The sequence below is a fragment of the Rhodococcus sp. (in: high G+C Gram-positive bacteria) genome, from assembly GCF_049591685.1.
GTDB lineage: Bacteria > Actinomycetota > Actinomycetes > Mycobacteriales > Mycobacteriaceae > Rhodococcoides.
The window spans coordinates 1-8541 of record NZ_JBAWFH010000552.1 but is presented as its reverse complement, the minus strand read 5'-3'; the positions used below and the strand labels follow the sequence as shown (position 1 = coordinate 8541).

General features: G+C 64.2%; 12 protein-coding genes. 5 read left to right on the top strand and 7 right to left on the bottom strand.

From position 1 onward, the window contains the following. The 3 genes from WBQ44_RS22625 to WBQ44_RS22615 form a co-directional block, all read right to left on the bottom strand. Positions 1-238, bottom strand: a 238-nt coding sequence (locus WBQ44_RS22625; protein WP_495568900.1) for a hypothetical protein, incomplete at its 3' end; no start/stop codon positions are given. A 231-nt stretch (positions 239-469) separates the two neighbouring features. Continuing rightward, positions 470-823, bottom strand: a complete 354-nt coding sequence (locus tag WBQ44_RS22620; protein ID WP_495568902.1) for a DUF8017 domain-containing protein — start codon at positions 821-823, stop codon at positions 470-472. A gap of 54 nt (positions 824-877) precedes the next feature. Further along, positions 878-1276, bottom strand: a complete 399-nt coding sequence (locus tag WBQ44_RS22615; protein WP_495568899.1) for a hypothetical protein — start codon at positions 1274-1276, stop codon at positions 878-880. A gap of 55 nt (positions 1277-1331) precedes the next feature. Here WBQ44_RS22615 and WBQ44_RS22610 point away from each other — a divergent pair, with 55 nt between their 5' ends. The 3 genes from WBQ44_RS22610 to rraA are packed head-to-tail and all read left to right on the top strand — an operon-like array spanning position 1332 to position 2657. Then, complete coding sequence (locus WBQ44_RS22610; protein WP_495568898.1) at positions 1332-1787, top strand: hypothetical protein; 456 nt, start codon at positions 1332-1334, stop codon at positions 1785-1787. Next, positions 1781-2164, top strand: a complete 384-nt coding sequence (locus WBQ44_RS22605; RefSeq protein WP_495568897.1) for a DUF5313 family protein — start codon at positions 1781-1783, stop codon at positions 2162-2164. Before WBQ44_RS22610 ends, WBQ44_RS22605 begins: the two co-directional genes overlap by 7 nt. 10 nt (positions 2165-2174) lie before the next feature. After that, positions 2175-2657, top strand: a complete 483-nt coding sequence (gene rraA, locus WBQ44_RS22600) for a ribonuclease E activity regulator RraA (RefSeq protein WP_495568896.1) — start codon at positions 2175-2177, stop codon at positions 2655-2657. An 8-nt stretch (positions 2658-2665) separates the two neighbouring features. On the opposite strand, the gene WBQ44_RS22595 is transcribed toward rraA, so the two are convergent. Further along, positions 2666-3379 carry a YoaK family protein gene (locus tag WBQ44_RS22595; protein ID WP_495568895.1) on the bottom strand — a complete coding sequence of 238 codons (714 nt, stop codon included), beginning with the start codon at positions 3377-3379 and terminating at the stop codon, positions 2666-2668. A gap of 21 nt (positions 3380-3400) precedes the next feature. Then, on the bottom strand, positions 3401-4240 hold the full coding sequence (locus WBQ44_RS22590; RefSeq protein ID WP_495568894.1) for an alpha/beta fold hydrolase: 840 nt from the start codon (positions 4238-4240) through the stop codon (positions 3401-3403). Positions 4241-4355: 115 nt separating this feature from the next. Here WBQ44_RS22590 and WBQ44_RS22585 point away from each other — a divergent pair, with 115 nt between their 5' ends. Both WBQ44_RS22585 and WBQ44_RS22580 read left to right on the top strand, forming a co-directional pair. Next, a complete protein-coding gene (locus WBQ44_RS22585; protein WP_495568893.1) occupies positions 4356-4916 on the top strand; it encodes a TetR/AcrR family transcriptional regulator in 561 nt (186 codons plus the stop codon). Next, positions 4913-5608 (top strand): 3-keto-5-aminohexanoate cleavage protein, encoded by a 696-nt coding sequence (locus WBQ44_RS22580; RefSeq protein WP_495568892.1) that lies wholly within the window; start codon positions 4913-4915, stop codon positions 5606-5608. Before WBQ44_RS22585 ends, WBQ44_RS22580 begins: the two co-directional genes overlap by 4 nt. A 19-nt stretch (positions 5609-5627) precedes the next feature. On the opposite strand, the gene WBQ44_RS22575 is transcribed toward WBQ44_RS22580, so the two are convergent. Beyond that, positions 5628-6539: an aminotransferase class IV gene (locus tag WBQ44_RS22575; RefSeq protein ID WP_495568891.1), complete on the bottom strand. Its 912-nt coding sequence runs from the start codon at positions 6537-6539 to the stop codon at positions 5628-5630. Positions 6540-6800: 261 nt separating this feature from the next. After that, a complete protein-coding gene (locus WBQ44_RS22570; protein WP_495568901.1) occupies positions 6801-8456 on the bottom strand; it encodes an ABC-F family ATP-binding cassette domain-containing protein in 1656 nt (551 codons plus the stop codon). Between the last annotated feature and the right edge of the window lie 85 nt (positions 8457-8541).

Below are 8541 nucleotides of genomic sequence, written 5' to 3'. Positions count from 1 at the left end.
GGTCGGCGGCGCGTGCCGTGATCGCGGGCCATTCACTGGTTTCGGCCCGCACACGGCCAGCGGCGTCCTGTGCAGCGCGTTGAGTGTCGCGGACCTGACGGGCGAGGCGGGCTTCCCGTAGTCGCGTGTCGTCGACGGCAGGTTCGAGGGACTTGCGGTCGCGCCGTTTCGTCGTGGCCAGTCTGTCGGTGAGCGACGCGTGGTCGCTACGTGCGGTGTCGAGTTCTGATCGGATCACCCTCCGGCACCTCGATCTCCGGAGGCGGGAATTCCATCGACGGAAATCCCGGAGGCAATGTGGGAGAAGGTGTAGTCGGTGTTGGAACCCCGGTCGGGCGGGCAGTGGTGGTTGTGGGTGCGGCCGCGACGCCTTCGTACCTCCCAGGAGCTTCCGGCCCCAACGTGGGCAGCACGGCGACAGCCTCGTACAGCAACCCCAAGAACACAGCCGTGCGTAATAACTGCTTCCTCATCGGTCAGTTCGCCGAAGACTGGATACGATGTCTTCGACCGTCTCGGAAGCGACAAAGCCGGTCTTATGCTTCTCTGCCAGAACCATGAACACGGCGACGGTCGCGTTCGAATATCCCTGCGTAGCGACTACGTCGAATGTCGCTTCGGTCGGGTCGCAATCGTACTTCTGGGCAAGGTTCGACGCCGTCACGGTGTAGCGAACAGCGGTGGCACCGTCGATTGTCAGATCCATCGGTTCCGAGTACTCGATTACGACGGAATCCGCGGGTTCATCCCTGAAAATTAGCTCCGCCGAACGGCTGACTTCGTATGCAGCCGAGGGTATATCGACGCCGTGTCGGCCAGTAATTCCCGTGTCCGCTTTTGTTGCCCCATCGCGAAACTCCGGGCAGTAGTCGTACCCCTAGTCGGCTATATCGCCGAACCTTACGGACCCCTCAGCTCCTTCCCACCCCATCACGCCGCCTCGCATGAACCGCCAATCCCCGGGCACCGTGTAGCTGAGCCCGTAGATGGTGTCGATCGGAATCGGATCACCCTCCGACACCTCGATCTCCGGCGGCGCAAATTCCCTCGACGGAAAGCCCGGCGGCAGGGTCGGACGAGGTGTCGTCGGTGTTGGAACCCCGGTCGTGCGCGCAGTGGTGGTTGTCGGTGCGGCCGCGACGCCTTCGTACCTACCGGGAGCATCCGGCCCCAACGTCGGCAGCACAGCGACAGCCGCGTACAGCAACCCCAAGAAAATAGCCGTGCGTAGTAACTGCTTCTTCAATCTGATTCCCGCTCCCCCCGAAGACGCCACACGCTAACACGGTGTTCGGACACCGCGGCGGCGGCGGCGAGGGGATACTCGAGGGATGACACCAACGCTTCGTTCCGCCGTTCGGTCTGCGGCAGTCGGCAAGGCAAGCGGTTTTCGCAGTTCCGTCGGTATCGGCACTTTTTTGATGACGTATTTCGACGGGACTCACTACGAGCGGCTGGCCACAGGCGTCGGGGTGGTCGCTATCGCGGGTGAGCTCGTCGCCGACAAGTTGCCGTCGACTCCGTCCCGGTTGATTCCGCCGGTGCTGGCCGGACGCATCGCTGCGGGCGCCGCCGGGGCGTACGCACTTGCTCGACGAGCAGGCGATGACCAGGTCTCCGCGACGCTCATCGGCGCCGTGTCCGCGATCGCCGGATCGTACGCGGGCTACTCCTACCGCGGGTGGGCGTCGAAGAGGATCGCGCCGCTCGCTGCAGCGCTGGTGGAGGACGTCGCCGCTCTGGCGATCGGTGCAGCGGCCGTCCGCGACGTGCGTGAACCATGGTGAGCCGCGAACGCCCGAGCTTCGGCCAGTATCTGGGCTACCAGTTCGGTCGGGTTCTACCGCCGTCGATGCAGGACTGGGTCCGCGAGGACCTCGTCGGCAAGGGCGCTCAGGCGCGGTACCTCCTCCGCTTCACACTCCCGGTCATTCCACTGCTGTCGCTGTTCCTGCTGGTACCCGGCCCGTTGTGGATCGGGCTCGCGATGATTGCATTGCTGTTCATTCCGCTGGTGTACTTCGCGATCGCGCTCATGAACGTCTACCGGCGTCACCGGCTGCTGGTACACGATCTGGACCCTCAACTGCTCAACGCCGATACCCAGCGCAAGATCGATCGCACCCGCGAGGACTACGAGAGGCGGCACGGACGCCTGGACTAAGCTCCCCGCCATGAGTGATGTCGAATTCAAGGCAACCGCAGACCTGGCCGACGAGATCGGGCCTGAGATCCGAAGCTGTGACACGCAATTCGTGCAGTTCGGGAAGCATGCCGAATTTGCCGGACCGATCACGACCATCAAGTGCTTCCAGGACAACCTGCTGGTCAAGCAAACCTTGAGCGAGCCGGGCAACGGTGGCGTCCTGGTCGTCGACGGCGACGCGAGCATCCACACGGCATTGGTCGGCGACATCATCGCCGGCCGCGGCGTCTCCAACGGGTGGGCCGGAGTCATCGTCAACGGGGCGATTCGCGACTCGGCGATCCTCCGCACTCTTGAGATCGGCGTCAAAGCTCTCGGCACCAATCCGCGCAAGAGCACCCAGACGGGGTCGGGCGAGAAGAACGTGCCCGTCGAGTTCGGCGGCGTGACGTTCAATCCGGGAGAGATCGTCTACAGCGACGCCGACGGGGTCGTCGTCGTTCGATCCTGACGAGGCTTTCAGGCCTGACGGCGGGCGCGGGATACTCGGGGGATCCCGCGCCGCTCGTCGTACATGAACATTCCCAGCGCGACGACGAGCATGCCGGCGGCAACCCAGGCAGCACCGGTGCCGAGCGTGCGGACCATGACGGCTCCGAACACGGCGCCGCCGAGGAAGCCGGTGATGACGAGGCCGAAGTTGCGTGCTCTCGCGCCGGCGGTCTTGTCGCCGTCGGCGATGCGGTGGAACACGGCCTGCGCGAGGCTGCGGAGATTTCCGGTGGTCATCGTCGTACTGAACGCCTGATCGACGAGCACCCTGAACGTGGTCACCTGCAGCGCCGCAACGAACGAAATCGATACCGTGACAACTGCATTCGGGACCGACAGCGGTACGAACCCGACTGCGGTGATCACCAGAATCTCGATGACGAGCACCGCGCGAACCGGCCGTCGTACGAGCTTCTCGACGAACGGTCGAGCTACGAATTCGGCGGTGAACACGCCCAGGGTGAATGCAACCACCGGAGGCAGGTAACCGAGCGCGGTTCGCCACTGGCCGGACACGATGTCGACGCCGAACAACACGACGTTGGCTGTCTGGGCGTTGGCGAACACGCCATCTCGGGTCATGAAGGTGAAGACGTCGACGAAACCACCGACCGCCGCCAGCAATACGCCCAAGCGCACGGACTGGGACGTTACGACGGTCGGCTTCGCGGCTTCGATCACCGTTTCATGCTCGCACGACGACTACTTCAGGAACGCGAGAAGGGCGTCGTTGACTTCCTGGTAGTGGGTCCACAGCAGGCCGTGCGGTGCACCTTCGAGCTCGACGTACTGCGCTTCGGGGAAGGCCTTGGTGAACTCACGCCCGGTGGCGTCGATGGGCAATATGTTGTCGGCGGTGCCGTGCAGGATGAGCGTCGGCTTGCCGGATTCGCGGACTTTCTGTACATCGCCGCGGAAGTCCTCGAGCCAGGTCGGAACCACTGCATACGCGGCGACGGGCGCGCTGCCGGCAGCGACGTTCCAGCTGTTGCGCACGGCGGCTTCGCTGATACGGCTGCCGAGGTTCTCGTCGAGGTTGTAAAAGTCCTTGTAGAAGTTGTCGAACCACGCGAAGCGGTCCTCGCGGGCGGCTGCGTCGATGCCGTCGAAGACCGACTGCGGAACGCCCGTGGGGTTGTCGTCGGTCTGCAGAAGGAACGGTTCGAGGGACGCGAGGAATGCAAACTTGGCAACGCGGTCGGTTCCGTACTTCGCGGCGTAGCGAGCGAGTTCGCCTGTGCCCATCGAGAATCCCACAAGGATGACGTCGGTCAGGTCGAGTTCGGTGAGCACGGCGTTGAGATCGGATGCGAAGGTGTCGTAGTCGTAACCGGTGCCGGCCTTGCTGGACTGACCGAATCCGCGACGGTCGTAGGTGACGACGCGGTAGCCGGCCTTCAGGAGCGCGACACTCTGGCGTTCCCAGGAATGGCCGTCGAGGGGGTAGCCGTGGATCAGCACGACTGCCTGACCGGTGCCGTGATCCTCGTAGTAGACGTCGACGGGGGTGCTGTTCTCGGTTCCGACATTGATGAAAGCCATGGGTTGTGTCCTTCTTCGCTCTGGTGCCAGATGAACGCGAGAACGTCCGTTCTCCCGCTGTGGACTAATGTAGAGAACGATGGTTCTCGGCGCAAGTGCAAGGAGGTCGACACGGATGGATACGGACGGAGCCCGCGTCGCGGTGCTGGGTGCCGCCAACACACTGTTCTACTCGCGCGGCGTCCAGGCTGTCGGAATGGACGAGCTGCGCACTGCCGCGGGGATATCACTCAAACGCATCTACGCACTCTTCCCGGCGAAAGCCGACATCGTCGCTGCCGTCCTCGACGGGCGCACCGCCTCATGGAACGAGGGCATCCGCGCCCGAGCCGCCGACCACGACACTCCACGCGAGAAGATCCTGTCGATCTTCGACTTCCTCGACGCCTGGTTCCGCGAGGACGGTTTCCGGGGTTGCGCATTCGTCAACTCCTTCGGCGAACTCGGCGCCACGATGCCCGCCGTCGCCGACGCAGCGCACCGTCACAAGCGCGAATTCCTCGAATATGTAACCGATCTCGCCGTCGAAGCCGGCTGCCCTCCCAGCGTGGGACTGCAGATCGCACTTCTCGCCGAGGGCGCACAAACCACCGCTGCCATCGTCGAATCACCCGAGGCGGCCACCGCCGCCCGCGACGCCGCCGCCGTTCTACTCGACGCAGGAGCGAGCTCGTGAAGTTGAAAGCGTGCATCAACGGACCACGCACTCACAGCGACCACCACGCAGTGCCCGTCACCGGCGAGCAGATCGCAGCCGAAGCGGTTGCCGCCGCTCGCGCCGGCGCCGAAGCCATCCACGTGCACCCGAAAACATCGGACGGCACGGACTCGCTCGACGCGGACCGAGTTACCGTCGCTGTGGACGCTGCCCGCGAAGCCGGCATTCCCGTCGGTGTCACGACGGGCGCCTGGAGCACCCCGGACCTCGCCTCACGCCTCGAGGCCGTGTCGTCGTGGAGGACGCTGCCCGACTTCGCGTCCGTCAACTGGCACGAGACCGGGGCAACCGAAGTTGCGGCCCTGCTCCTCGACCGCGGCGTCGCCGTCGAAGCCGGGCTGTGGAACGCCGAAGCAGCACGCTCCTGGCTCGATTCCGGACTTGCGACGCAGTGCCTGCGCGCACTGCTCGAAGTGCAGCCGGGTGCTTCACTTTCCGTGGCAGACGAGTTGCTCGCCCTCACCGCGCCCGTCGGAATCCCGCTACTGCTGCACGGCCAGAACGACACCTGCTGGCGGACGCTGGGGCTGGCCGTCGAAAATGGCCTCGCATCCCGTATCGGACTGGAAGACACGATCGTTCTTCCCGACGGCACCCCGGCACGCGGCAACTTCGAACTCGTCACCGCGGCGCTCACGTACTGGTCGTAAGCCTGACACCGGCCGGTCCCTAGAGGACGGTGACCCAACCGTGTTCGTCCTGGCCGGACAGAGCGGCGAGGTGACGCTTGCGCAGCGTCGAGGTCACCGGTCCCGTTTCGCCGGTGCCCACAGAGCGTCCGTCTATTTCGTACACCGGGGCGACGCCCGCGGAGGTGCCGCTGACGAAGACTTCGTCGGCGATGTAGAGCTCGGTGAGGTCGACGGTACGTTCCTGCACCTCCCACCCTTCTTCTCGTGCAAGGGTGAGGATGGTTCGACGGTTGATACCGTCGAGGATGTCGCTGGTGACGTCCGGCGTCACCAGCACTCCGTTGCGGACCATGAAGATGTTCGCGGCGCTCAGTTCGCAGACGTGACCATTGATGTCGAGGAAGATGCAGTCGTCGAACCCGCTGTCGATCGCATCTTGTTTTGCGAGAACGGAATTGACGTAGGCGCCGTTGACCTTCGCGCGCGAGGGGATCGCACTGTCGGGTATACGTCGCCACACGCTGGTTTTCAGACGCATACCGTCCTGCGGGACAATGGGATTCGCGTCGTAGAGAAAGATGCTCACGGTGGTGTGGAGGCCCCGCACCCGGGTACCGGGGATGGACTCGTCGACGTGCACGGTGGCGCGGACGTACACCTCCCGGGTCGGCTCGTTGGCTGCCACGAGTTCGCGTACGACGTCGACGAAGCGCTCGAACGTCCACTCCGGCGCGAAGGTGTCGATGCCGATGATCTTGCACGATTCGACGAGACGCCGATAGTGATCGCGCAACCGGAACGCCGTGCGCGACTGTTCGCTCACCTGCACCGGGAACACCGTGTACACGCTGAGCCCGTAGAGAACTGCCGAGGTGGCGACTCCGAGCGTTGCGTCGCGTGCGTCGATGATGCGGTCGCCGAAGAACACTTTGCCGTGTGGAGTTGCCATTCGCCGATGCTAACGCCCTCGCTGGCGCGGCCGACACCGAATTTCGCGCAGTACAGTCGCGTGCATGAGCGACTCCCGCATACCCACCCGCACATTGTGGAACGACGGCCCCGCGGTCGGCGCAATCGGATTGGGCTGCATGGGCATGACATGGGCATACGAGGCCGACTCGCACACCGAAACCCCCGATCGAGTCATGACCAAGCGAGTCCCGTGTGTGCAGCGGCGCGAGCGCTTTCAGTCCATCAGTCTTGCAGTCGCTCATTCCGATGCCTCGCTCACTGCTGCTGCGGCCAGTTGCAGTGCGGGCCATTCCTGGACGTCGGTGAGAAGCTGTCGATCGTGGGTGGAGACAACTACCGCAGCCGGGGTGGCGGAGAGCGCGTCGGTGAGTTCGTCGACGAGGGCCACCGAGAGGTGGTTGGTCGGCTCGTCGAGGAGCAAGACATGCGGTTTGGTCGCAAGCACGATCGCCAGATCGAGGCGACGTTGTTGCCCCATGGAAAGTTCACCTATCCGCTTGCTCGATTCGTGCGCACGAAGTAGACCGAGGTGCGAGAGCCCGACTGCTTCCGACGAATCGAGAATCCCCGCCGCGATGAGCGCATCGAGGTGCGCGCAGTACGCCTCGCTGGCACGTCGGTGCAACGGCAGATCGGTTTCCTGACGCAGGAAACCGAGACGCAGACCCTTCGACCTGCGCAGATCGCCCGTTGTGGGGTTCAGCTCGCCCGCGAGCACGCTCAGTAACGTCGATTTCCCGGCCCCGTTCGGGCCGGTCACAACGAGCCGGTCGCCGCGAGAGAGGACGCAGGAAACCTCCGAAGTCATGCGGTCGGCGACAGCGATCCGATCCGCACTGAGCAACACCGAGCCGGTATTAGGTCGGAGTTCAGGGAATCTGAATTGTTGAGGTGGTTCCGGCACCGTCACCGCGTGCGCGTCGAGCTGCTCTTGTCGGCGATGAACGCTTTGTGCGAGTCCACCTGCACGTGTCGCGCGACCGTGCTTGTTCGTGCCCTTTTCTGGTCGCCACCCGGACTGCAGACGGTTCTGCGCGGCGCTGAGATTGTCCTTCAATCGAGCATGCTCGGCTTGTTGCTGGATGTATTTCTGCTCCCATGCCGCCCGTTCGGCGAGGCGGCCTTCACGATATCCGGTATAGCCGTTGCCGTACATACGAATTCGACCGTCTGGTGAGGGGTCGAGATCGACGATGGTGTCCGCCACCTCGGACAGCAGTGCGCGGTCGTGGGTGACCACGACGACGCCCCCGTTGCGCGTCCGGAGGTGTGCACTCAGGAATTCTAGACCGCCACGGTCGAGGTGATTCGTCGGCTCGTCGAGGAGCAGGAAGTCGTCGTCCGCGCCTAGGAGGCATGCCAGGCGTACCCGGTACCGCTGCCCCACGGACAGTGTGTCCAGCGACCGGTCGAGGTCGGTTTCTGCGTCGAGTGCTTCCAACGCGATCTGCACCCGGCGCTCGGCATCCCACGCATCAAGTGTTTCAGCGCGTTCCAATGCTGTTGCGTATCGCTGAGCACCGTCGGTAGATGTCTCGGAGAGGGCGAGGATTGCCGCATCCAGTTCCGTCAGGGCGCGCAGTGGCTCGGCTATCGCGTCGGCGACGGCTTGCCCTACTGTTCGGCAGTTGTGCGCCGGCATTTCCTGCTCGGCAACGCCCATCGTGCCGATGCGTTGCACTATGCCGGCGTCGGGAGAGAGGGTTCCGGCGAGTACGTGTAGGAGGGTTGATTTTCCGCGTCCGTTTTCGCCGACGATGGCCATCCGGGATGCAGGTGTGACGACGAGGTCGACGTGGTTCAAGACGGGGTTGGCCCCGCGCGAGACACATACGCCGGAGGCAATGAGTTGAGCACGTTCGCGTGCTGGTTGAGCATTCGTACAGGTGAGCATTCGAGTCCTTCGAGGGGACGCACCGAGCCGAAAGACGGCAAACAGGCACGCCGAAAACGGCGACCACGTTGGGTCGAGAACGAGC